The sequence below is a fragment of the Bradyrhizobium sp. 199 genome (genome assembly GCF_023073355.1).
GTDB lineage: Bacteria > Pseudomonadota > Alphaproteobacteria > Rhizobiales > Xanthobacteraceae > Bradyrhizobium.
This window is the reverse complement of the sequence record NZ_JADPJI010000008.1, coordinates 741969-765937: the sequence shown is the minus strand read 5'-3', so window position 1 is coordinate 765937 and position 23969 is coordinate 741969. Positions and strand designations below refer to the sequence as shown.

At 56.3% G+C, this 23969-nt stretch carries 17 protein-coding genes; 8 read left to right on the top strand and 9 right to left on the bottom strand.

The features are described from left to right. The 5 genes from IVB28_RS26035 to IVB28_RS26015 all read left to right on the top strand — a co-directional run bounded on the left by IVB28_RS26035 (window position 1) and on the right by IVB28_RS26015 (window position 6369). Complete coding sequence (locus IVB28_RS26035; protein WP_247529959.1) at window positions 1-771, top strand: hypothetical protein; 771 nt, start codon at window positions 1-3, stop codon at window positions 769-771. A 797-nt stretch (window positions 772-1568) separates the two neighbouring features. Continuing rightward, on the top strand, window positions 1569-2882 hold the full coding sequence (locus IVB28_RS26030) for a Gfo/Idh/MocA family oxidoreductase (protein WP_247529957.1): 1314 nt from the start codon (window positions 1569-1571) through the stop codon (window positions 2880-2882). A gap of 28 nt (window positions 2883-2910) precedes the next feature. Continuing rightward, on the top strand, window positions 2911-3792 hold the full coding sequence (locus IVB28_RS26025) for an aldo/keto reductase (protein WP_247529955.1): 882 nt from the start codon (window positions 2911-2913) through the stop codon (window positions 3790-3792). A gap of 24 nt (window positions 3793-3816) precedes the next feature. Then, window positions 3817-5073, top strand: coding sequence for a glycosyltransferase (locus tag IVB28_RS26020; protein ID WP_247529954.1), 1257 nt, complete (start codon window positions 3817-3819; stop codon window positions 5071-5073). Between the two features lie 12 nt (window positions 5074-5085). Beyond that, window positions 5086-6369, top strand: a complete 1284-nt coding sequence (locus IVB28_RS26015; RefSeq protein WP_247529952.1) for a hypothetical protein — start codon at window positions 5086-5088, stop codon at window positions 6367-6369. Window positions 6370-7014: 645 nt separating this feature from the next. Here the strand turns inward: IVB28_RS26015 and IVB28_RS26010 are convergent. From IVB28_RS26010 to IVB28_RS25970, 9 genes are all read right to left on the bottom strand, one after another. Continuing rightward, window positions 7015-8436 (bottom strand): hypothetical protein, encoded by a 1422-nt coding sequence (locus tag IVB28_RS26010; RefSeq protein ID WP_247529950.1) that lies wholly within the window; start codon window positions 8434-8436, stop codon window positions 7015-7017. A gap of 50 nt (window positions 8437-8486) precedes the next feature. After that, complete coding sequence (locus IVB28_RS26005; RefSeq protein ID WP_247529948.1) at window positions 8487-9773, bottom strand: glycosyltransferase family 4 protein; 1287 nt, start codon at window positions 9771-9773, stop codon at window positions 8487-8489. Window positions 9774-10024: 251 nt separating this feature from the next. Continuing rightward, entirely contained in the window at window positions 10025-11188 is a 1164-nt protein-coding gene (locus IVB28_RS26000; protein WP_247529947.1) for an acyltransferase, read from the bottom strand. A gap of 112 nt (window positions 11189-11300) precedes the next feature. Then, on the bottom strand, window positions 11301-12464 hold the full coding sequence (locus IVB28_RS25995) for an acyltransferase (RefSeq protein ID WP_247529946.1): 1164 nt from the start codon (window positions 12462-12464) through the stop codon (window positions 11301-11303). A 195-nt stretch (window positions 12465-12659) separates the two neighbouring features. Next, window positions 12660-14612 (bottom strand): hypothetical protein, encoded by a 1953-nt coding sequence (locus IVB28_RS25990; protein ID WP_247529945.1) that lies wholly within the window; start codon window positions 14610-14612, stop codon window positions 12660-12662. A gap of 256 nt (window positions 14613-14868) precedes the next feature. Continuing rightward, entirely contained in the window at window positions 14869-16119 is a 1251-nt protein-coding gene (locus IVB28_RS25985) for a glycosyltransferase family 2 protein (RefSeq protein WP_247529944.1), read from the bottom strand. A 107-nt stretch (window positions 16120-16226) separates the two neighbouring features. Beyond that, entirely contained in the window at window positions 16227-17201 is a 975-nt protein-coding gene (locus IVB28_RS25980) for an NAD-dependent epimerase/dehydratase family protein (protein ID WP_247529943.1), read from the bottom strand. A gap of 81 nt (window positions 17202-17282) precedes the next feature. Further along, the gene (locus IVB28_RS25975; RefSeq protein ID WP_247529942.1) at window positions 17283-18245 is read right to left on the bottom strand and encodes an NAD(P)-dependent oxidoreductase; all 963 of its coding nucleotides are present in this window, start codon (window positions 18243-18245) and stop codon (window positions 17283-17285) included. Window positions 18246-18264: 19 nt separating this feature from the next. Continuing rightward, window positions 18265-19710, bottom strand: coding sequence for an undecaprenyl-phosphate glucose phosphotransferase (locus IVB28_RS25970; protein WP_247529941.1), 1446 nt, complete (start codon window positions 19708-19710; stop codon window positions 18265-18267). 371 nt (window positions 19711-20081) lie between these two features. Between IVB28_RS25970 and IVB28_RS25965 the strand changes: the two genes are divergently transcribed. The 3 genes from IVB28_RS25965 (at window position 20082) to IVB28_RS25955 (ending at window position 23820) form a co-directional block, all read left to right on the top strand. Further along, window positions 20082-21011, top strand: coding sequence for an ABC transporter substrate-binding protein (locus tag IVB28_RS25965; protein WP_247529940.1), 930 nt, complete (start codon window positions 20082-20084; stop codon window positions 21009-21011). Window positions 21012-21821: 810 nt separating this feature from the next. Then, a complete protein-coding gene (gene gmd, locus IVB28_RS25960; RefSeq protein ID WP_247529939.1) occupies window positions 21822-22892 on the top strand; it encodes a GDP-mannose 4,6-dehydratase in 1071 nt (356 codons plus the stop codon). Then, window positions 22873-23820: a GDP-L-fucose synthase gene (locus IVB28_RS25955; protein ID WP_346730766.1), complete on the top strand. Its 948-nt coding sequence runs from the start codon at window positions 22873-22875 to the stop codon at window positions 23818-23820. Before gmd ends, IVB28_RS25955 begins: the two co-directional genes overlap by 20 nt. Window positions 23821-23969: the final 149 nt, after the last annotated feature.

The window sequence follows — 23969 nt, the reverse complement described above, 5'->3', positions numbered from 1 at the left end:
GTGAACGATCTCCATAGAAAGTGTCCGGGAAGCGTGCTGCGCGTTTGCCTACTTGTATTTGGTTTGATCGGCTCCTGGTGGACCGCGATCACTTTGCCGATTTTTTTCTCAGCTTCGCCAGCTCGCGATTTCATCGGTCGAATTATGGCGGATGAACGCTTCAAGCAAAGTGTGCTAATTGAAATGCTGGCGCATATCGAGGGAACATCAAGGAGTTTGGTTGCGGAGCCTTCAATTTCACGGGCGAAGGCTCTCATTCGTCTTGAGCTGGCGCGGAAAACGATGGGGCGTCCCGATGCAATAGATGATGGAGACCGCCAGGCGGTTGATGCCGAACGCGACATGAAATTCTCGCTTGCGGAGAATCCCAATGACGCTTTTCTGTGGATGTCGTTGTATTCGGTAGCGCTGGTTAGAAATGGATTCGATCCGGTCAACATCAAATATCTCGCTGAATCCTATCGAATAGGTCCATGTGAGGGTTGGCTCGCGCTACGACGGAATCGACTTACCCTGGGAGTATTTCCGTTTCTCGATGATTCTCTCAGGCGTGTGGCTATCTCAGAGTTCGCTCAAATCGTCGACGCCGATTTCAGCACCGAGGCGGCTTCGATTCTGAAAGGGGTGGGCTGGGCACATCGGGAAGAATTATTGCCGACTCTTGCACAGGCGAATTTGGTGTCGCGAGAGAATCTCTACAGACGCCTTGCCGCGGATGGCCTCAAGTTGAAAATTCCCGATGTTTCCTATGACGAAAGGCCCTGGAGATGAAGCATTTCCGGTCACGATTTTGGTATAGCAATGCTATTTGCACTCTGCTTGTCACAGTAAATGTCCCGGGGCAGGCACAGTCTGCCGCTCCAGGTGCGAATTCAAGCCTGACGCTTCAAGGATCAGCGGAGCAGACCGCTGCGCCGATTATCAAAAATGCATTCGGTCGCCCCTGTCTGGACGTGGAGGCAGCAGCGAGATCGCGTGTGGTGAATCCCAAACTTGTGGATCACATCGTGAGTGTCAAGAACAATTGCCCTCGCGCAATCGATGTTACGGCGTGCTATTTCAACTCCAGCAAGTGCAACGTATTTCGTGTGTCAGGGTATGGCCGCATAGATACGATACTTGGAACGATGACAGAAATACGCAATTTTCGCTATTCCATTTCGCAGAAATAGAGGTTCTGGTATCGAGCCGATTGCAAGCGGGTGTTCGAGGAACATCGCCCAATCAAAGCGAAAGCCAACGTTGCTCCATAAAGTTTTCGAGCTTGTGATCGATGTTAGGGGGCGTCCGGGGGCATACATTGAGAGCAACTGAAATTCGTAATCGCTTTTACGAATTGAGGATCATGGAAAGGCTCGAAGGATTGGAGCGGTTGGCAGCAAGGCGCTCGCATTCTGCTGCCTCGCCTGAGCCCGACATATACTAGACTATGAAATCGAAGATGATCGCCTTGGACAGGCCCCCAGTAAACAGCTCAGCTATGCGCTTGATATATTCATGAATTCTAGCGAAAAATCTCCCGTGATGTCGTCCTGCGCAGCGATCGTCGCAAGACAGGAAGACGGAATATGAAGCTTGCTTTCGTCGGCTGCGGTTATGTCTTCGACATTTATATGCGTACACGCTGGGCTTATCCGGAGATGGAGATCTGCGGCGTCTTCGATATCGACAAGCGCCGCTCTGAGACCGTTTCGAAACATTACGGCTTTCATGTCTATGCGGACTATGACGCACTTCTCGCTGATCCACGTGTGGAAATCGTCGTCAACCTGACCACGATTAATTCCCACTATGAAATCACCAGACGCGCGCTTGAAGCAGGCAAGCACGTCTATTCCGAAAAACCGGTCACGACCGAACTCGATACCACCAAGGAGCTCTTTGCCTTGGCGGAGAGGCGCGGGCTTGTGTTGGCGGGTGCCCCTTGCAATCTCTACTGCGATTCCGTTGCCACCATGTGGAAAGCCGTTCTAGACGGCGCTATCGGCAAGCCGGTTCTCGTCTATGCCGAGTTGGACGACAATCCCGCCCATCTGATGAACCTGGAAGAGATGGAGAGCCCGACCGGCGCGCCCTTCCCCTATGTGGAGGAACTGCAGGAAGGCTGCACGGTGGAGCATTTAGCCTACCACCTCGTGTGGATCTGTGCGATGTTCGGTCCGGCAAGAGCGGTGACCGCCTATTCCAAGAACCTGATCCCGCACAAGACAGATACGCCGCTCAATCCCGCCGATACACCGGACCTCTCCGTCGTATGCCTCGACTTTGACGAAGGGGTTGCGGCGCGCATCACCTGCTCGTGGGTTGCGCCACGCGACCACCGTTTCCGCATTGTCGGCGACGCCGGGGAACTCGGTGCGGACAACATCTTTCACGATCAGACGCCAGTCCACCTGGAACGGTATTCGCGTGTCAGTCTGGCTGCCCGAAAGGCCTATACGGCGCGTAATCAACCGCTCGTCGGCCGGATTTTCGGCATCGGCGGCAGAAAACTCAAATTGGCGCGGCGCTGGAAGTCCCATGCGGTCGAGGCGGAAAAAGGTGTTGGCAAATCGTTCAAGCACAGGTTCGTCAGTTGGCTGCGGCGTCGCGAAATCTACGCGCAAGACAAGCTTCTGGGACTCGCAGAAATGGACCGGGCCATGCGCGATGGACGAAAACAGCCGATGCCGCCGAACTTTCTGATCCACATCAACGAACTCACCATGATGGTGCAACGCGCGGGCGCCAGCGGCATTGCGACCGTGCCCCAGACGACTTTTGAGAAGATCGCCCCTCTGCCTGACATGGTTACCGGGCAACGCGACTATAGGGCCGGCTACCGGCAGCGGATGATGGAAAACCGCCTCGGCAAGCTTATCGACAAATTGCAAAAGCGCTGATCGTGCGAAGAGGCGAAGGGACTGGATAATGGCATCCACCGCGCAGACGGACGCATCCATCCGCGATATCACCCGCATCGGGCTTGGTTGCAGCCGGCTAGGCTCGATCGGTGCCCAGGACAGCACACCGCCCGAAAAGCTTCTTCAGACGGCAGCAGAGGTCGGGATCACGTTTTACGATACCGCCGACATCTACGCACAGGGCGACAGCGAACGTCATATCGGAAAATTCCTTCGAAGCAGCAACGGCAGCTTTGTCATTTGCACCAAGGTCGGCCAGTATTTTCCGTGGTACTTCAAGCCTGCCTTCCTGCTGAAGGGCACGATCAAATCGCTGCTGCGCCGGGCGGGCGGCGCGTCGGCTGTCCGTACGGTTCGCGCGCGGATCCTGCCGCAGGATTTTTCGGGCGACTATGTCGAACGGAATTTCCGGGAGAGCCTCGCGCGGCTGCAGACGGATTCGGTCGACATTCTCCTGTTGCACAGCCCATCGGCGGATGTCCTGAGACGAAAAGACGCTGTTTCCACACTCCAGGCAATCAAGCGGCGCGGCGCGGCGAAGAGGATCGGTGCGGCCTGCGATGACGTCGAAGCCCTCGAGGCTGCGCTCGACGACGATCGGATCGACGCAGTCCAGGTCACGCTCGACGTCCTGGATGGTGTCGATGCAGAGCGGCTGCACAAGCGCCGGGCAGCCGGCCTTCTCGTAATCGCACGCGAGATATTCGGTGGCGCCCGTCCGCCGGACAGCGTGCCTCTGTCACCGGAGTTCGTGAGGGATCGGCTCATCTTTGCTACCAGCCGTCCCGACGTCGATGTCGTTCTTATCGGGACGGCGAATGATAGCCGGCTGCGTCGCCTCATCAACGACTACCGGGCTTCGAAACGCCCGGCCTCGGACGTCGCCTGAGACGGCAGAGACAGGAGACAACGAGTGCGTGTTCTTTGGCTAGGCCGTTCGGTCGATTTGACCCTGGATGCGGGAGACCGCGTCTACAGCTATAGTTTCGTTTGCGCTGTCGCTGAGCAACCCGGCGTGACGCTGTCCTATATTGGCCTCACCGACCAGAGCAAAGGGCAGTTTCAGCCTTCATCCTCCGCGGTGGACTGGCGGCCCGTCCATGCCAGGCCAAATTCGAGCCTGAAATTCCTCTACAGCAGTCTGCCGATGTCGGGTGCAAAGAACGACGTGCGGGGATACACGGATGCGATCTTTCAGGCTCTGACGCGCGACCCCTGGGACGCCGTGGTGCTCGATCATTATGCGCTGGCACTTGCGATTCCCCTGATCGAGAAGGCGCGCTTCCGGGGGCCGGTCGTCCATATCGCACATGATTTCGAAACGCATGTTACCCGCGGCATCGCTGATTCCTATTCCGGCAACCCGGTCAAGAAGACCCTTCTCAAGCTGAATGCCAAACGCACCGCAGCCGCCGAACGATTGCTGGCCGCTCGTTGCGATCTGATGGTTACGCTCACAGAGAAGGATGCTGTCAGTTTCAGAGAGATCAATCCCAAGCTGGACAGCCTGGTCATCCCCCCGGGATATCGCGGCGCCGTCGTCGAATCCCGCTCGATTTCAGACGCCGTGCCGAAACGGGTAATCGCAATCGGCTCCTATACCTGGCTCGCCAAGCGGATGAACCTGCTGGAATTCGTCGAAAGTGCGGACGAGTTCTTTTTCCAGAACGGAATCGAATTCCGGGTCATCGGCAAGATCCCCGAGGATTTCCACGAAATCCGGGCGCGCCGGTGGAAAGCGACGCGGCTGCTCGGCTTCGTGGACGACCCGACCGCCGAGTTCGAGAATGCGCGGATGGGTCTCGTCGTCGACCGGACCGGCGGCGGCTTCAAGCTGAAAATGCTGGACTATATCTTCCAACGCGTGCCAGTCGGCGGTTACACGCATGCCCTCGAGGGCCTTCCGGATACGGTCGCTCCTCACGTTGTGAGCTATTCGGAAACGGAGCCTCTGCTGAAGGCTATCGTCGAAGCGGTGAACGACCCTGACAGGCTCCAGCAGATGCAGGTCGCGGCCTTCCAAGCCGCGAAAGGGCTCTTCGACTGGTCCAGCAACGGCAAGCGGTTCGTCGAGAAAGTGATCGAGGTTGGAGCAACCTTGCACCGCCCAAAAGCCAGCGGCGGGCGGGCTAGAGTGGGCCACAGCGAACCTCGGTCGCTGCAAATTTAACGGTTATCGCGAATGGCCTCAGACATTCATAACAACCCACCCAAATTCGCTCCGACGGGCTTCGTTGTCGGAGATCCTGGCGCGCGAGTTTTCCATACGCTCACCAGAAGAGCTGTGCTCGGCATCATCGTTTCCTTTATTTTCCTTGCATATTTCGGGATCGGTTTGAAGGAGGATTTTTCGCTCAGCATCAGCATGATCGCCATGTATGCGGCATTGCCGGCCCTGTTTCTCGAAAGAAACCTGGCGCTCGATTGGGCGAAGCTGGGAGCCTACCTCATTTTTGTCTACAGCATTCTCCTGACGAAGCTATCGGCGACCGGGCCGAACATTTCGTCGGCGTCGATGTATTATCTGATCGTCCTCTACTTCCCGTTCGTGTTTACGGTTGCGCGAACAGCCGTTACGGACGCGCTCTATGAAAGAACGATACGCTTCTTCCTGAACTGCATGATCGCAATCTCAATCATCGCGGTGGTGCAGTTCCTGTCTCAATTCGTCGTAAGGCTTTCCTGGGTTTTCAATATTTCGCTGATCATTCCTCGTGCCATCGTGGATAAAGGCGGCTGGAACACGGGCGCCGATGCCGGCAGCTTTTTCAAAGCCAACGGATTTTTTCTGAGAGAGCCTTCGGAACTGTCGAATCTACTCGGGTTCGCCATTCTCATAGAATTCTTGTACTTTCGCAGGCTGTTGCGTCTCGCAATATACGGCGTCGGCATCCTGCTGAGCTTTTCAGGCACCGGGATGTTCGTCGTCGCGGCAGGACTGCTGATACCGACCAAACCGAAGGCGCTTCTCCGTGCTACGGCCATTCTCGCCGTGGGCTTTGCGATCATACCCCCACTCGATGCGTTTGTTTTCGACGGTTATTTCCTGCATAGGTTGGACGAGTTCAATCGAGAAGGCTCGAGCGCCTGGGCGCGTTTCATCGCACCGCAGTCGGTCGTTGAAGCGGGAATGACTTCCTTCGAAAGAACGTGGCTTGGCAATGGATCCGGCAGTCTTGCGCCTTCATTGAGTATGTATGCCGACATTTGGTATGAGGGCCGATGGGAGATCCACGGCCCGACCTGGGCAAAACTGCTTTATGAGTACGGGATATTGGGCGCCGTTGCGGGCTTCCTGTTCTTGATGGTCTGCCTTTGGCGATCCCGAGGGCCTGTAGAACTGAAGATTGCCGGCTTTTATGCCTGGCTCGCTTCCGGAGGACAATTGCTCCAGCCCGTCTTCCTGGCCGTCTTATTCAGCTTGATTGTTCTGTGGCCCACAATCCGGCAACTCCGACGCGGTTAGTACACTCTCAAAAATGATCTTGCAATTTTGCCACGTTACGTGACGCAGTCCTTGAGCGTTTCGACTGGTTTAAGCAATGTAAGAACGCGCTCTGCCCCAATCTGTCCAGAGGTGAAGAAGATGTGGAGAGATGATCTTGTTACTCACTCTCGTCCGCCGACGCTAGTTGGGGCAGTTTTTGGTTTCATTTTTTCACCTGGCTTTAGGGTGATCTCTACTTGGCGCTTTTCTAAAGCTGCATCGAACAAGAATGTCTTGTGCCGGTTATTCGGCAGGCTGGCCCATATCATGTTTGTGGAAGGAGCCGGGTGCTATATCTCCACTGATGCTTGTCTGGGGGCGAGGTTACATTTTCCTCATCCGGTAGGCATCGTCATAGGCGAAGGCGTCAAAGTTGGGGACGGCTGTACAATATATCAATGCACGACCCTGGGTCGCAACAAGATGACGGATAGGAGCTATCCAGCAGTCGGTGATAATGTGATACTTTACGCAGGTGCGGTAGTGATTGGAGAAGTTAATTTAGGTAACGGCTCCGTCGTTGGAGCAAACTCAGTGGTTCTGAGAGATGTTCCAGCGGGCTCTGCCGCTGTTGGAAGTCCCGCACGAATTATCGTTACAGAGGCGCCGCCCAAGCGATAGCCATCAGTTAGCTCGTAGTTTTTTTACCAACATTGTCCGCATTTGAAATGCGTCGAAGGATATCAAGACCGCCGCATAGACAATTACTCCAAGACAAATAATGGCGGCCAAAGAGAGCGGCCCTGTCCTCACATTCACAAGAAGTCCAAGAGTGGACAATGCCGTTGTCGCGATGGCGGTGCCAAACATCGTTCTGGTGTATATCTTCCATCGCGTCCGCTGTCTGGAAAAGACCAAACTGATCAACATAGCGACGGCGCTTCCTATGAAGAATGCCAAAGCGGACGATGTTTCAGGTGCGTTCAGATAGGCCGCGCCAGCATAGGCGACCGTTGCGTTGATCAACAGGCCTATGATCGGTCCATAGCAAACGGGACGCACGTTACCAATTAGAGCAAAGACGACATCGCTAGAGAAATTTCGAAACGCGATGAAGCCGAGAGCTAAAATGATAAAGATGCTATCTGGCGATGACTGAATGAATTTTCCTGGAAAGACCCAAGCTAGCGACGGCGTTATAAGGATCAGCCCGATCGTTGCAGGCATCATCGCGGCCGCAACCAATGCTATTTGATATCCAATGACATTGTTGAACTCCTCTGCTCCGCGACCAACAGCCTGTGCAGCAGAGGGGAATAGTAGGAGATTGAGGCTCATGCCCATGCCTTGTGTTATCTTTTGAGAAATTTCCAATACCAGCAATAGAGCGGCGGCTTTCTGCGGATGGCTGCCCTCGAAAATGAACGCTCGTGTCAGGCTAACGGTAGCAACAGAAACGATGCCGGATAGGGCCAGCCCCGAGCCATATTTTGCTAGTTCAGTGACGCTCTGCAGATCAGCTCGATCTTTTCGGAAGGCCGACTTCATTTCGGCTTTCGATGAGAATAGAAGGGGTATCAGAGACGAAAATCCTAAGCCTATTAGTGTCGCCATCCCGTCCTTGGTGACCCAAGCCGCGCCAATAGTCGAAATCATCGACATTGCTGTTCGGACAAGAGAAGATGATATATATCGTTTGTTTTGTTGGGTGGCACGAAAGTACGCTTGGCGGCCTTCGAAGGCTGAATTGGCGGTTGCAAAAAAGAAGATTCCGAACGTTCCAATGCCGATCCCGGGGATCAACGAGCTAACAATGGCCACGCAAAGTCCGCCAAGGATCATTGCGCGATAGAGAAATAGGATTGGGTAATTCTTGGTCAGTCCTATGCCCGCTTCCTTGCCGGGAGAATACCGGATTGTTGCGAGACGGAGCCATTCGTAGGCTACAACTGCTATAAACTGAGCAATCCCCCACATCAGGCTGAACGTCGCAAAAGCCGTTGCCGGCAATAACGCGGCGACCGCCATAATAAGCAAAAAGTTTGCGACATTAGGTGCCGCAACCGACAGCGGTAACAAGGCCCGGGACCAGGGAGATGTTTTCATGGAAATTTTCAATGGAGCGAGGTGAGGTGTGTCGGTAGTTCAAACGCCCACTATCTTGAACTTCCTTCATGGCCGACGAGCTCTTTGAGCGCAGCGAAATGCTGCGCAACAATCTTCTCTTGCGAAAAATCTTCCGCCCGCTCCTTCGCCTTTGTCGATGCGTGATCGAGCAACAGCGGATCAGCGCAGAGCATGTCCATCAATGCTGTCAATGAATCGATCTTCCTGGGATCGAAAAGCCAGCCACCACCGGCATTTCCAATGGCCTCGGGAATGCCTCCACGATCAGAACCGAGAACGGGCAGCCCATACGAGTAGGCCTCCAGAACAGCTCGCGGAAGAGGTTCAGCCCAAAGAGATGGTACGACCACGACGTCCACCTGCGCATAAAATGATTCGGGTGGCACGAAGCCTAGAAACTTTATGGGCTTTCCAGAAAGCGCTTGCAGCTCACTTCGAACTTCTTCTCTTGCCTCGCCTGCGATCACGAGCTGACAATCGTATCGAGTTCCGCCATATGATGTTACTAAGAATTCGAGTCCTTTTTCAACTGATGCACGACCGATAAAGCCAAAGCGCAGGGTCTGGCTCGGAACCCTTTCTATCTCGCGAGGTACGGCAATGTTGGCTATATTTGTCTTCAGCCGGGCATTCGCAAAGAGTCCCTCTTGTAGATGAATATTAAGGATTGCCAGGCTGTTGCCGCTTACTCCCTGCACTAATTTCGTCATTGCTGACCGCTTGTAAGTTGCAATTTTGCAGTCACGGCAAGTCGTTTCACAAATCGCGTTGTGTTTGAAGCGAGCGCTTCGGCCACAGGAAAGGTAGTAGTCCCTCAATACATGCATGATTGGAATGTTTCGTTGGTGCGCCTTCCGCCATATGCCCCAACTCAGTCCGATAATATTATTGGTATGAACAACGTCGGGCTTAAATTCATCAAAAACTCGGTCTACGCCTTTCGGCGCCAGTCCAAGATTATCAACAACATGCCAAATAAGTTTTTTCAGTTTTCCTCTCGGCGTGTGGTCAAAAGGCCAGTAGAAATTTCTGATATTGAAACTATGAACTTCAACCCCATTAACTACTTCGAAACTGTCGGGTAGGCCAGAATCATGCCCTCGAATTACCGCAACAGCGTGTCCCATTGATGCGAAGGTCTCTGCTAGAGCTTTTACCGATACCTCAGCGCCTCCGACGATTTTCGGATTCAAAGGCGTGGGATAAACAATATTAGCGAACAAAATTCTCATCAGTTGTCTCGTCTGCGGCTCGGCGTTGTCTTGGAGGTCGGCTTTGAAGCGTGTGCCGCTTTTGGGATAGGACGGACCTGCCATGGGAATTGTCGTCCGGTAGGGGTTAGGTTATCGAGATTTTATAAGACTAGCACCTTGAGCGTGAGAGGGTCATCTGGCGGACGGCGTCGTCGGCACCGCATCGATCTCACTGGCACAGCTGGCCCATGTGCCGAACTTTTGCTGTCCCCAAGCAAACTGGGTGACTTCCCGGGGTTTAGTGAAACCGCTGCCGCGCCCCTTCGAAATGCCACGCTCCGGCTCGCTGGATCATAGCTGAACCGGCGCAACGTTTATGGAGCGATCATCTGGCTCTGCTGCCGGGGGCTCACAGGCTGCCGTGCGCGTAACCGTTCTCTTACCGATTTACCTACGCGCAACATCGGCTTTTCGGCGAACCACCAGCTGATCGCTGCCATCGCCGCCGAACCAACGAGAGCAAGGACGACACAATACCAGCCGCTATAGCCAAGTTCCAGAAACAGATTCATAACGGGCCAGTGGAAGAGGTAAAGGCCGTAGGAATAGTCGTTTCCGCCTAGAAGTTTTCGTCCCAGATCCGGATAACGAAATGCGAAGCTGAACACCAGCGCCGCGATTGCGATCATATTGGCCAAGCCGACATTGTTTCCGAAGGGGCGAAGGACCCCCGGTATCCCCCACATCGTCCCGACAACCGAGAGAACCAGAAAGGTTGCCAGAATTGGAAAGAACCAACGGACGGCGGGCCTGACGATCGTGTCGAACCATGAGGCCGCAAGTCCGCCGATGCAGAACATCCATATCCAGCTGACGAAGGACAGCGGCGATACGGTAAGGAATTTCGTCGTGAAGTCCGCCTTCTCGCCTGGCGGAGTCATGAAATAGTGAGCGTAGACATTTACAGCTAGCGAGACTGCGATCACTGAAATGAGAAGGCGCGTCGTTCGGCGGCGATCCCGACCCCAGAGGCCGATGGCAATCGCACAGGCGTAGAACGAAATCTCGACCGGGATAGTCCAGAGGGAGCCGTTGACCGTGCCGTTTCCGTACTCTCTCAGAAAATCAGGATTCCAGCTTGGGAGCACGACGATCTGAGCAATGATCCATAGCCCCATTTGCTTCAGGTTCTGATCGACCGGATCGCTGTAAAGCACCAAGATGGACACAAGTGAAAACAAGAACACCGCGTAATAAGCAGGCAGAATGCGAAACGCGCGCGATACGCAATACCGAGGAATATCCGGGTCGCGACGCCATGCGGCCATTATGACGAAACCGCTAATGAAGAAGAAAACGGGCACGCCGGGAAAATACTTCAGCGCCTCGATTATCCAGCCGCCGCTATCGCTTGGCTGGATGCGGGCCCAAATGTGATAGATCGCAACCTGCGCTGCCGCAATTATCCGAATCAAGTCAAGGCTATTGTCGGAAAGGGAAAAGCCTGACTGCACTGAACTGACTTGCCTACTTGCCATATTAAATCTCAATTCGTCCACACACAACACAGTTTTCGTAAACACCAAGTCATCCGAGAGCCGGCTCAATGATGCATGACCCTGTTCGAGCAGCCTTGGTTTGCGCGTGGCGTTACCGCCTTGTCTTGAAAGGATTCAATTGGCCACCGCCACGATGCGCAGGCGCTTCAATCGGAACTTCATCGGAAGCCGGCGGGAGTCGAGTGAGACGAAGCCGTTGTTGGTGAAGTTTGCGGAAGTCCGTTTCTACGGCCAGATTGGCCGCGATCTGTACCCCGCCGGGCGTGGCACGACCGCTCAACTTGATCGCAGTGAGCACGGGCCTTTCAAGTAAGGCATAACCGATTGAGCCGACGACAATGCCAGCGAGGGCTAAGAATGCAAACGTCGAAATGTCGCCAATCCCTAGCATAATCGCCACCTTTGCCGCGGCAGAGATCGCAAGTGTGTGCCACAAGTAAATCGAGTAGCTTGCGTTGCCAAGGAAGTGCAACATCGGCCATTCTCTGACCGCACCAATTTGTTCGTAACGGAGAACGCCAACGAAGACGAGCAACATTGGAACGCCATAGAAGAGCAGACGGTGGTCGATTGCAAATCGGCCGTAGAGCATGGTAGCCGAGAGCAGCAACACGCCGATGCCTATGAAGATAGCACTAAAGAACGACGGAATCCGGTAGCCTTCTTTCCAGGCCAAGCCGATCCAGCATCCCGCTAAAAAAAACTCGAGGAGCATGGGGGTGAACGTCTTGAGTATGGCTTGCTCCGGCTCCAGTTTTTGTCCCGCTGCAATCAGAACGACAAATACAGTCGTGAGAAGGATGAGCCTGCGGCGTTCGGTAGTTCGTAGGCAAAGCACCATGCTAAAGCTGAGATAAAAGAACATTTCATATACTAGCGTCCATCCTGGAACGAGAAGCGGGTAGATGTGTCCGTTACTCGGGGACACGCTTGGGATGAAGAGGTAGGAAGAAACAATATGCCAGGCTGTCAGCCTCACACTCGGAAAAAATCCCGCTACTGCTCCGATTAAAAGGACGGTCGTGACCACCCAATAAAGCGGAACGATGCGTTGGAGGCGTCTTCGAAGGAATTCCCGCGGATTGCTGCGCTCGTTGGTAATCACCATCATGAGAAAGCCGCTGATGATGAAAAACAGGTCCACGCCGGATTGACCGACTGTGAAGTCAATACGTGCCTTGCCGCCGCAATGGAAGAATACCACCGCGATACTGGCGATGGCCCTCAAGTACTGTAAACTATTTAGTTCATTCATGCGGCTAAGCTCCAAAGCAACCTGAATGGAAACGGACGTCGAGCTCGCAGCGAAAGCGGTCGCAATTTTATGACCCCCTCGTTGGAGTCGCTAGACACCCGTCGATGTCCCGATTTCAAGAGCACCGGCATGGATCGTGGCCTGTTCAAGCGGTCCTGGCTTGCGCGTGGCGTTGCCGCCACGTCTCGAAAGGGTTCAGTCAGCCGCGGCTAAGATGCGCAGGCGCCTCAATCGGAACTTCATCGGAAACCGACTAAAGTCGAGCGGGAAGAAACCGTTGCCGGTGAAATTCGGGGAAGTCGTTCCGACAGCCAGATTGGCCGCGATCTGCGCTCGCGCCGAGCGGTTGTAGGTGAAGTTGCGCGCCCAGACCAGAATGCCGTCGATGTAGTAGAAGACCTGGTCGGTGGACCAGATTGCCTGGATCTTCCGGGTCTTCAGGCCCATGTTGTTTCCTACTACATATTCGCCGTTATGAAAGGCGGTGTTGCGATAGATTTCGGTCGTGGGTTTGCCATTGGCGGGGCGATGGCTGTTGGTGCTCAGGTTGGACCAGTAAACAAACAGGTCCGTCATGTCGATTTCCGAGGCGCTGTCCTTGGGAGTGGGCATGTCGGTCAGCTGGTATGGGTCGCGAAACAGCCAGAACGCCGGCCATGCGCCGATATCGGCGCTGTCGGGCAGGTCGCATTTCAGTTCGAGAGCGATCCAGTCGCGGCCGAACTCGCCGGGCGTATAGCCGACCTTCGACCATATCTGTCCCGAATGGATCGGCGGGTGGAAGAGGGCCGTGCCGTCCACCGGCATGGTGACGCGCCCGCTGAGCGTCACTTTCTGCGGTGAGGACGTCCGGTCGATGGCGACGACCTTAACATTGTTGTTGGGGTTGGTGTCCTGCCGGATCACCTGCTGCCCCACACTCACTCCGGCAGGGATCGCCTCGAAGGTCATGATATTGCTGTTCTTGACCTCGGCGGCGACTTTCGCCAGCCAGATCGGTTGCGAGGTGACGAACAGGCCCTCTGTGACGTTGACGCCGTCGTTGACGGTGATGCTGTCCACCGTCTTCGAGACGATCGGCCGGTATTGGCGGTCATTGTAACCGAAGGTGACAGCCTGTCCGATCTCCAGCCCCTCGGTGTCGGCCAGAGGAATCGTGGCGGAAATGCCTTGATAGGCGTCGGATCGCTCCATCATTTTCGAAGGCATGAGGTGAAGCTTCTGCCCAGCCTGAGCAGTCACCGGGTGGTTAAGGGTGATGTTGTTGCCCTCGCGTCCTGTGACCCAGGTCAGGAAGACACTAGCCTTGCGCTCATGCGTTACGCTGCCGTTTCGGCCGGCCGAAAGGCTCAACCATTGCATGGAGCCATTGGCCGCCCTACCGAACGGCGGGCCGCCGGGATTGTTAAGGCGGGGATAGGTGATCCAGTAGCTGCCGGGGCTGGTCCCCTTGATGGCGGCAATGCCGAGCGCGCTCAGGCGCGCATCGGCGTTAATACGGTCGACGAGAATCTGCGCCAGCGCCCGGTGAGTGGAGGTTGCGCTGACGGTCTCGCTGAGCGTGATCGCCTCCTGGCCGGTGGCCGAAAGATCGAAGCTCAGTGTGACGCTGTCGCCGTCCGCCAGTTTGCCGCGGATGCCGCATCCCAGCGTCACGTGCTGGTTTGCGAGCTGGCGTTCGCCGAAGGAGACTACCCGCCCGACGCAGATGGCGCTTGCGTCCGAAACGGCGAGGGTCCGCGAACCGGCCGCATTCGCAGTCACGACGACCGACCCGAGACCGCCGCCATGCGGCAACGTCGCGGTCAGTTCCAGCGCGTCTTCGGCGAAAACGAAGTTTTCCCTTGAAGAGAAGGGCATGTAGCGCTGATTCTCGGTATTGATCGTCGCGGTCGGCGAGCGGAGATTTGCCGCCCAGTGGTTGAAGAAAGAGGCAAGGATATCAGCATCGGCGATACGCGTAGCTCCGCGGGGCGCTGCGCCCGTTCCGAAGCTGTAGTCGGCGAGGGGAGTGTAGTTCTCGACGGCGGCGTCAAACGAGACCGCGAAGTTCGGCTGACGGGCATTCGCCCGTCTGGCAAAATCGAAGCCGAGCCCGATTCCCGCGCCGTAGCCCCATGCGAGAAATCGTCTTCTGGTCGCTTTCATCGCCCGACTACTGGTTGTCGTTTCGCACTGGATTCTGACCACAGCATCCTATCTACCAGCCTCATCGGTTTATAGCTTAACAAGAAATGACGATCACCCAACGCTGTGACATTGATGCACGGGTTTTCTGCCAACAACGCCCCCATCCCACGCGATTCAGATCTGATTGGCGGGATCGCGATCTCATCAACGATCCCACCCGAATCTGGTCCTTCGATCCCGCCAATGGAGCCCGCTTCCATGTCTGAAGGGAGCATTAGGCCGGAGCCTTCACGGGCAGCCAACGGTGTTCTCTTATGTTGATCAATCCCCAGAAGAAGCCCGAAGCCCATGAAAAATGCATACATGCCGCAGCAAAACCGGCCAGCAGTCCACAGATGGATTTATGCTTGAATCCGAGCATAAGCGACATGGCCATCAGCACGGTCAAATAGAGGAGCGGCCAAGCAAGAGCCAGCCAGCTTCTGGTGATCAGGACGACAAGAAACGAAACGATCGTAAGTACGAAATGAGCCGGTACCACAATCTGGCGCAGCCGCATTGCATGAGGATGCCGGCGAACAGTACGCGATCGGCCCTTGCCATAGTTGAAATATTGTTTAGCGAGGCTGCGGAAGTTATTGCGTGGATGATATTGGAGACGGATATCTCCGTCGAGAAAGACCCTTCCACCGCGAGCATTTAGCCGACAGTCGAATTCGGCATCTTCATTATGGCTGAAGGTCTCGTCATAACCGCCGTTATCGAGGAAACTCGACAACCTGAATGCTGCGTGATGGCCATGGTCGACTAAGCCACTGCGTTTGCCGCCGCGATGCGCTGACCCGCCAGACCCTAAGGGAGTATCTGAAACCCAGGCCACAGCCTTCTCCAAGCAATCGCGCCCAACTGAATCCATCGGGACCACGACTGAATCTGCGCCGGTATTGATAAGAGTCGTGAGCAGTTGCTCGACAAAGCGTTCAGGATAATGCGCATGAGCGTCGCAACGAACCAGCACGTCAGCTTGATTGCGCCATTGCCGAGCAACCAGATTGACGGCCGCACTTTGCAGTCGTTTGGGATTGTTGATGACACAGACGAAGGGATAAATTTCACCCTGTTCCTTGGCTAACGTTACTGTTCGGTCCGCGCTGCCTCCGTCAGCGACGACAATCTGGAGATTGGCTAATCTGGCCTTTTCACGAGCAAGTGAAGCAATCACGGCGACGATCGTTCGCTCTTCATTTAACGTCGGAATCACGACAACTATCTTCGAGTCTTGCCGAGCTGTCTCTGAGAGGATCGTATGATGATTCATGATCTGCTTTCGTGCGGTCACTTGCGGGCAGACAAAGGTGCGTTCCGTCGCCGCGATCCAGCGGTCTAGGCCCAAGACGAAGGCGCCGTCTCGGAACAATCCCTGCTTCAGAGCCCATCCGGGGAAAAACGCAGGGTCGAGTTCAACAGCTTGTTCGCGCGCTCGAGATGGAGGCCTAAGGACCTTGTCGTATTTCTGCGAGGGCATCGCTCATGTTCTTGCTTATATGATAGCGGGGTCACCGCTTCTTGTTTACCTGTTTCATGGAGCTTCCGTTCAGCAAGATCTGAGTCGATTCCCAGTTATTCTGTTGCCTAGGAGCCCACCTGGACGCGCCTCCATGCCACGAAGTGGGCCAAGCCCTCGGCGAGTTTGATCTTGGGCTTGTAGCCGCAAAGGGCCTGGAGCTTGTCGATATTAGCGAAGGTGGCTGAGACATCGCCTGGTTGCATTGGCAGGAACGCCTTGTTGGCCTCGATGCCCAGGGCGGCTTCCAGCGTGGTGATCATGTCCATCAGCCCGACGGGGTCGTTATCGCCAATATTGTAGATTTCGTGACCGCCTCGCGCGGGCGGATGCTTGAGCACACCCAAGATTCCATCGACGATGTCGTCGATATAGGTGAAGTCGCGGGCCATCCGACCTTCGCCATAGACCTCGATCGACGTTCCCTTCAACATCTTCTCCGTGAAAGCATAATAGGCCATGTCGGGACGCCCCCAGGGGCCGTACACGGTGAAGAAACGCAGGCCGGATTGCGGAAAACCGTAGAGGCGGGCGTAGCTCTGGCTCAGCATCTCGCAGGAGCGCTTGGTGGCGGCGTAAAGCGAGACGGGTTCGTTGGCCGGGTCGGTCTCGCGGAAGCCGTCGCCGTTCAGCGGCCGGTCGCCGTAAACACTGCTCGATGAAGCGTAAACTAAATGTTCTACCTCAGCGTGGCGGCAGGCTTCCAGCACAGAGAGGTGTCCCGCGAGGTTGCTGCGTTCGTAAGCGAACGGGTTCTCGATCGAGTAGCGAACTCCAGCCTGGGCGGCCAAGTGGATCACCCGCTTGGTGCCGGAGGTCTTTACCAACTCGGCGAAGGCTTTGTGGTCGGCGATGTCCATGCGGACCATGCGGAAGCCGCGTCGGCCCTCGAGGCGCGCCGCCCGGGCGTCCTTCAGGGCGAGACTATAATAGGCATTGAAGACGTCGACCCCGATCACCGCTTCGCCATGATCCAGCAGTCGTTCGGCCACATGCATACCAATGAACCCTGCCGCACCCGTGATAACAATAGGAATGGTCATATCTTAGCTCGATTGATCAAGGCGCAAGTAGCGCTCGAATGATTGGTCGCGAGGCCTAGGCTGTGGCCATTCTGTCGGCCGCTATGTGAACAATCCCGATGATTCGTCTTTCCAGCGGAGCAGGGCGGACTGCAACTGTCCAAGCTGCGCTTGACCTTTGGATTGAAGCCAACCCGGGACAATATCCGTCGACCTGACGAGCTTCATGACACGGTCGGGATGAATACCTAAACCAAGAGCGGAGAAAGGCTTGAGAATGCCCGCTGCAGCCTTCACGGCCGGCTCGGGAATGAGAAACTCTCGCGCATTTGGGAAGGAAGTAGACCGGAACGCGTTTACAATATCCTCAATTGTATAGCGATCCGGATAGCATGCGTTGAACAGCACGAAACGCTCGGCGGACGATCGAGCAAACTCAATCGCGTCAAGCAAATCGCCGACGTAAATGCAGGCTTTCACGGTGTTCTTTCGTCCCGGGTAAACGAAGAAGCCCTTCTGGAGAAGGCTTGCAAGTCGGGTGAAGTTGCCGCCTTCGCCTTTGCCGAAGACCACGGCAGGTCTCACGATGGTCAGCCTGCGATTGCTGTCTCCGTCGAACCAATTTTGATGTATGCGCTCGGCAAGCGCTTTGGAGATCCCGTACGAGGAGGTGGGTGCTAACGGCGTCTCTTCTGTCTTCACGGACTCGCCGGGTCCATACACAGAAATCGAGCTCGTGAATATGATTTCGGGCGCGCCATGCCGCGTCGCGAAGCTGGTTACCTCTAGCGCGCCCGCGACGTTCGTCTCGAAGTACTCGTGGTCCGCATGACCGGGAGTAGTATGGACCGCCGCCAAATTGTATATGCGCGCAACGCCGGATTCCACGTTGACGTCTTGGAGATTGCGTACATCCGCGATGCGGTAAATTACTCCCGGCAGCCTTTCCTTGGGATCCTTGAGATCGAAAGAGATGATGCTGTTCGTTCCTTCCGAGACAAGGCGGCGAAGCAAATGGGTGCCGATAAAGCCGGCCCCTCCAAAGACGACAATTGAGGTAGGCATTTCAATATTCCGGTTTGCGTTAATATGCCTTAGCCTGCGCGAGGCTGATCACAGCGGTTCGCATGATGATCAGGATGTCCAGCCAAAGGCTCCAATTGTTGATGTACCAGAGGTCGAGTTCGACGCGCTTCTGCATTAGGTCAAGCGTATTGGTTTCTCCGCGATAACCATTAACTTGGGCCCAGCCGGTGATGCCGGGCTTGACGTGGTGGCGGAAGGCATAATTGCCGATGATCTGCTCGTATTCGGTGTTGTGGGCGGCCGCGTGCGGGCGGGGGCCGACCAGCGACATCTCACCCTTGAGCACGTTCAAGAGCTGTGGCAGCTCGTCGATCGAGGTCTTGCGCAGCCACTTGCCGATCGGCGTGACGCGCGGGTCGTTCTTCTGCGCCTGCACGATCGTCGGGCCGTCCTCGAGCACGCGCATAGTGCGGAACTTGAAGATCTTGAACGCGCGCCCGCCAAAGCCGTGGCGGGTCTGGCGAAAAAACACCGGGCCCATCGAGCTCAGCTTGATCAGAATTGCGGTCACCAGCATCACCGGCGCGAATACTAATAGCGCAAGGCTCGCGCCGACGAGATCCAGCGCGCGTTTGAGTCCCCGCTCCCGCAAGGACAGCGGAGCGCGGCGCAACTCGGCAATGAATGTGCTGCCGGTGCCGGAAAGCGGATAGCGCAGGAAGCGCGCCGTGTGAGTGTCCGGGACCAGATGCACCGGAATGGGGAGGATCTTCAGTGCGTCCAAAATGCTATCGATCACATGCTGCCGGCCCCAGTTAATCAGCAGGAAGATGTGCTCGATCCGGTTCTCGCGCGCATAGGCAATCAGCTCCTCGAACCGCGGCGCGAGCGAGGAGAGCAGTAGCGGCGAAGTCAGCTCCCTCGCGGGGATCTCCATGATTCGCATCAGCCGGTAGCCGTGTTGACCAAGGTCGTCGACCGCGTTGGAGGAGGAGGTGGCAAGGCCGAATTCGGCGATCATGATCGCACGGCCGTTGGCAAAGGCGCCGGTGCGTAAGGCATGCGTGATCAAGCGCGCGGCGACGGTCTTCCAAGCGAGAAGGGCGGCGAGGCCGACCAGATAGAACGAGATCGTGGCGCCACGGGAGAACTCTTCGCTGACCTTCATCGTAAAGGCGATCGCGAGCAGCGCGCCGAACAGGCCGGTCCACGTCGTCAGTGTCATCCGCAACGTGCGTGGCAGGTCGGTGATGATTTTGAGCCGGTAGCCCTGCTGTACCAAAGTCAGAAGGATGAAATTTATTGCAACCAGAACGCTAGCCGCCGCGTAGAAGTCGGCTTTGCCGACGATGCCCGCGGTCGACAGGAGGTAGCCGACCGCGCAGCCAATCCCGCTGATCACGATCAACGCCGCATCAACTAAGGCCAGAAAGCGTTCAACAACCGCCGGGCGCAACCAGGTCGGCGAAAACCACTTAGATGTTGATGCGGTTTGCTCGACCACGCGAATTCCCGTCGCAGAATCAGGGACGGGCACAGGTCGAGTAGAAACAATTGACATCCTGCCTAATCCATTGACGCAAAATTAATTGTCCGAACAAACCGTGCTATCGGTCAAAATCGCTGTTAAAACAAGGTGAGGGAAAAATTAACCTTACCCCAAGGTACATTGTAGCTCATCTCGCCTCAAGTGATATGTCGAATCCACAACTCATTAGGAAGTCTTCGTTAAGAGCCCGGTCCCGGCGGCAGGCCCGGCCGAGAGCGAAGCGTTACCTCGCCATTAGCCTTGCTGCTGTTGCATTGGCAGGCATTGTGCTTCTCCTTATTCGCCCTGACGCGGCTCCTGTACGAGCGCCAACAGCCTCCAAAAGCGTGGCGGTCAAGCTCCTCCTGGACGGGCCACATGGCGCACGGTTCGCTGGCGAACTCTCTGCATCGAAGCAGGGATATTTCTCCTCCCTCATTGAGTTGGCGGCTCAACCCGACCCTGACTTCGTACAGACGATCGCACGCCAACATGCCATCGGCGTGACGAGCGGCCAGAAGTTCCTGCTGGCGAGCTGGCGCGGCGTCCCCGTCACTGCCTTCGCGGCCAGCTTTCTCGATACCTCGGTCGCGATCTTCATACTCGAAAGCTCGGGATTGCGGCGTCCGGTCGACCTGGTCGGGAAGCGGGTCGGGTATCGCAGAGCGAGTGAGGGAGAAGTCGTTTTCGATGCCATGATGGCGCAGCTCGGGCTTCCCCGAAGCCAGATCACCAAGGTCCCAGACCGCGACAGATTCGAGGCTCTGAGGGCTGGGGAGGTGGATGCGATCATCGCCGCGATCGATGAGCAGCCCGATCCCTCCAGCCCGACCTTCGTGAAGCTGAACGTCATTAAGCCGCAGGACTACGGTATCCATGTCCCCGGCATGGTCTATTTCGCCAGCAATGATCTCGTTCATGACCAACCGTCCGTGATCGCCGATGTTCTTCGGGGTCTCATTCGAGGGTGGCAATTTGCCTATGCGGACTATGCAAGGAGCGTGCCCGTTCTCGCCGGCAGCGGTCAGGCCAGGTTGAACCCCCAACGGCTTATATTCGAGCTGCAGCAGCAGCGCTCGCTCGTGCTACCGACCGGCGGCCGTATCGGGGACTACGACGAAAGCCGGTGGCGGACGCTTCGGGATATTTTGCTCTTCGCCAAGCTGGGTGAAGAGGACGTACCGCTGGCTCAGGCGGTCAACTACCAGTTTCTTCGGGATGTGTACCGCCGTTCACCCGACCTCGCTGCTCCGGGGGCCGGGAATGAGGACAAGTAGGACCAAGAAGCCACACCTGCGCGCCATATCGACCCAAAAAGCTCTCGGCCGCCTGGCAGCGGTTGCTTTTCTGCCGGCGGCGTTGGTAAATTCCGTCAACTATTTGGGCTAGCCGCGCGGCTCACCCAAGGCGCTTCCGTTGACTGGAATGTGGCGAGCGCGATGGGGATTGGATCGCGCAGGCGCGAGGAGCTTTCGGGATGTTTTCGACGTTAATGCGAGCAGGCCTTTTCGCCGTCACGGTTACCCTATGCGCAGCGAACGGAGCTAACGCCGCGGTGCAGATGCCGGCACCGGCGGCCCTGCTCACGGGTCAGAGCCAAGTGACGCCTATTACGTTTTGGGCGCAGCCATACCCATACCGCTATGTGCCGGTGCGCCGTTGTCCCTTGGTGCGGGTCGAGACGCCTTATGGTTGGTATATGGACCGCGTATGCGCACCAGTTGGTCCCGTGCTGCGTCGCGCGTATTGACAGGCAGCTTACACACTCGCGATCGTGCTTAACCTGTTGGCCTCGTGAACCCTTCACGTATGTGACGGGCATAGCCCGGCGTGAGCGGCTGATGTGCTGTGTGGCGTATCTACTGCGCAGCTTGGCCAACACTTAAGTCATCGAAACCGACGTGCGCGATTGCGCTTTCGATCTAAGCGGCCTTCCCGTCGTACCATAATATCGCGGGTTGACTAGCCGCGATTATGCGGTGACCTATTGCAGCTCGATCTGCGATGCTTCGAAGAGAAGTTCGATTCAGTGATTTCGCGCATGCAAGCGTGATGATTCAGTACTTTCCCATAAACTTGGGTAGTCTATGAGTAAGCCAACCGCTTTAATCACCGGTGTGACCGGCCAGGATGGCGCCTATCTCGCCGAATATCTTCTGTCGCTGGGCTACATCGTTCACGGCATCAAGCGGCGGTCGTCGTCATTTAACACTGCGCGAGTCGATCATCTGTATCGGGACCCGCATGTCGGCAACGTGCCTTTCTTGATGCACTATGGTGACATGACAGATTCGACAAACCTAATCCGCTTGGTGCAGCAGATCCGGCCGACCGAGATCTACAACCTCGCCGCGCAAAGCCACGTCGCTGTTAGCTTCGAAAGCCCAGAATACACTGCCAATGCCGATGCGATCGGTGTGCTGCGGCTTCTGGAGGCGATCCGTATCCTGGGCATGGAGAAGGAGACTCGGTTCTACCAAGCCTCGACCTCCGAGCTCTATGGCCTCGTGCAGGAGATTCCGCAGAAGGAGACTACGCCTTTCTATCCGCGCTCTCCTTATGGAGTTGCCAAGCTCTATGGGTACTGGATCACGGTGAATTACCGCGAAGCCTATGGTATGTTTGCAAGCAACGGTATCTTGTTCAATCATGAGAGCCCAATCCGCGGTGAGACGTTTGTTACGCGCAAGATCACCCGCGGCGTTGCTCGCATGGAAGTCGGGCTGGAGGACACACTCTATCTTGGCAACCTGGAGGCGAAGCGCGATTGGGGGCATGCGAAGGACTACGTCGAGGGCATGCATATGGTTCTCCAGGCCGACACGCCCGACGATTTCGTGCTCGCCACTGGCGAGATGCGCTCGGTGCGGGAGATGGTCGAGCTCGCCTTCGCGCAGGTCGGACGTCGGATTGAATGGCATGGCCGGGGTGTTGACGAAACCGGCATTTGTGTGACGAGCGGCAAGACCGTGGTGCGGATTGATCCAACTTACTTTCGGCCCACCGAGGTCGATCTTCTCGTCGGCGACGCCAGCAAGGCGCGCGAGAAGCTCGGCTGGAGGCCGAGGCGGACCTTCTCCCAGCTCGTAGAGGAAATGGTGGCGAGCGATCTGGCCGAGGCGAAGCGGGACGTGGGCAGTGGCAAACGTAAGCTTTGAACTCAAAGGCAAGAGCGTCTACGTCGCCGGCCATCGTGGTATGGTCGGCAGCGCACTCGTGCGACGGCTGGCGCGAGAGGATGTTGAGCTTCTTGCTGTGGACCGGGGCGAGGTTGACCTCCGCAACCAGGCCGCTGTATTCGATTGGTTCGCGAAGGCGCGACCGCAGGTCATATTTCTCGCTGCCGCCAAGGTCGGGGGCATTGTTGCCAACGATACGCTGCGCGCAGAATTCATCTACGACAACATGGCAATCGCCGCGAACATCATCCATGCGGCCCATCTAAACAGAGCCGAGAAGTTGATGTTTCTCGGCTCGTCCTGCATCTATCCGAGGTTGGCGGCGCAGCCGCTCCGCGAGGACTCAGTGCTCACCGGCCCACTGGAGCCGACCAACGAGCCTTACGCGATTGCAAAGATAGCTGGCATCAAAATGGCCGAGGCCTATCGCAGCCAGTACGGCGCCGATTTCATTAGCGTGATGCCGACCAATCTCTATGGTCCCGGCGATAACTATCACCATGAATATAGCCACGTCGTTGCGGCCCTGATTCGCCGCTTCCATGAGGCGAAGGTCTTGAGTGCACCCAGCGTCGCGGTCTGGGGCACCGGGGCGCCGCGCCGAGAGTTTCTTTATGTTGACGACATGGCCGATGCCTGCGTCCATTTGATGAAGACTTATTCGAGCTCGGACTTGATCAATATCGGGACCGGCAAGGACATCAGTATTGCTGAGTTTGCGCGTGTTGTAGCAGACATCGTTGGCTATCGCGGCGGGATCACGTTCGATACCTCACGCCCGGATGGGACGCCGCGCAAGATCCTCGACGTCAGTCGTTTGGCGCAAACGGGTTGGTCCGCGCGAACGCCGCTCGCGATTGGCCTGAAGATAGCCTACGAGGCCTATTTGTGTAGGCCGCAAAACTAATCCATCGCGGGCTGCTGCTCGTGGCAAGCGCCTAGCATCTGTTTTGCGGGATGCGGTTAAGGTTTATTCCGATTTCCATGCCTCCTGCTCACATGTTGGCGTCCGGCCAGCTGAAGAAATGTTCCAGGGTGTGCTACGAAATACCCACA